1 protein-coding gene and 1 pseudogene are annotated in these 1,304 nt (G+C 39.6%); one reads left to right on the top strand and one right to left on the bottom strand.

Features of this window, described 5'->3' with window-relative positions; genetic code table 11:
- Positions 1-53: 53 nt before the first annotated feature.
- Entirely contained in the window at positions 54-695 is a 642-nt protein-coding gene (locus VXQ92_RS18530; protein WP_002163348.1) for a DedA family protein, read from the bottom strand.
- 192 nt (positions 696-887) lie between these two features.
- Between VXQ92_RS18530 and VXQ92_RS18525 the strand changes: the two are divergent.
- Positions 888-1,304 (top strand): annotated as a pseudogene (locus tag VXQ92_RS18525) (DoxX family protein); the annotation flags it as partial.

The raw sequence follows: 1,304 nt of genomic DNA, 5'->3' as shown, positions 1-1,304 counted from the left end.
GTTACTTATTTTATGTATGCTTCCAGTGGTATTCCGTTTTTTCTACTTGCTCTTTAAACGTTAGCTTTTCGGTTTTTTAGCTTTTGACGTATGAAGCCGATCACACCCGGTAAAATACTAATAATAATGATGCCAAAAATAAGGTGGGTAAAGTTATCTTTTACAAGTGGATGTCCACCGAAGAGATAGCCTAAAGTGACAAAAGAAGCTACCCAACAGAATGCGCCAATTATGTTATAAGTTAAGAAAAACTTATAATTCATGCTGCCAGCGCCAGCAACGAAAGGTGCAAAGGTACGAGCAAATGGAATGAAACGTGCAAAAATAATAGTCTTGCCACCATGACGGGCGAAGAATTCATGAGTCTTAATTAAATGTTGCTTATTAATAAAGCGTGAATTCATCTCAAATACGCGTGGACCGATAAAACGCCCAATATGATAGTTCACTGTATCGCCTAAAACCGCGGCAATGAAGAGTAGAATGCCCAGTAACCAAGGGTCTATTGTGCCTGTAGAAGCCGCTAAAGCACCTGCTGCGAACAGTAAGCTGTCACCCGGTAAGAACGGCATAACCACTAAACCGGTTTCGACAAAAATAATTAAAAATAAAATGCCATAAATCCACGTCCCGTAATTTGTGATAAATTCGGCGAGATGTTGATCAACGTGTAGAATAAAATCAAGAAGTTCCATGAGATGATTAAGTGGTAAACCGTGCTCAAATCCTAGCAGCGAGCCTATAGAAAGTCAGTATAAAACATCAAAAATATACAATTGATCATCCTATTTGTGCAACGATATATATGGATTTTGAGTATTTAATTATCAATGTCCCAAACCTAGAATGAGTTCATCAACAAATAAGCATTAAATAAAGGTGGCAATATGTTTAATCCAAATGTGGTGGTCAAAAATATCGTGACGCAACCAGGCGCAGACAGTTTTATTAGCCTTGTTGCTCGTCTTCTTATCGCTTATATCTTTCTTGCTGCTGGTTGGGGGAAAATTACCGGTTAGACAGCAACTGCAGGATATATGGAAGCAATGGGTGTTCCAGGTGGACTTCTACCATTAGTTATTCTGGTTGAGTTCGGTGGTGGTTTAGCGTTGTTATTTGGTTTCCAAGCACGTTTCGCAGCTTTTGGTCTTGGGATCTTTAGCATCTTAACTGCGTTCTTATTTCACCAAGGTGGGGCTGATGCAGCAGCACAATATAACAATGGCATCCACTTTATGAAAAATCTTGCAATGGCAGGTGGTTTATTCTTCTTGATGCTTCACGGTGCTGGACGTATTAGCCTC

The organism is Acinetobacter sp. 228, assembly GCF_048147885.1.
This window is presented reverse-complemented; position numbering and strand designations above follow the sequence as displayed.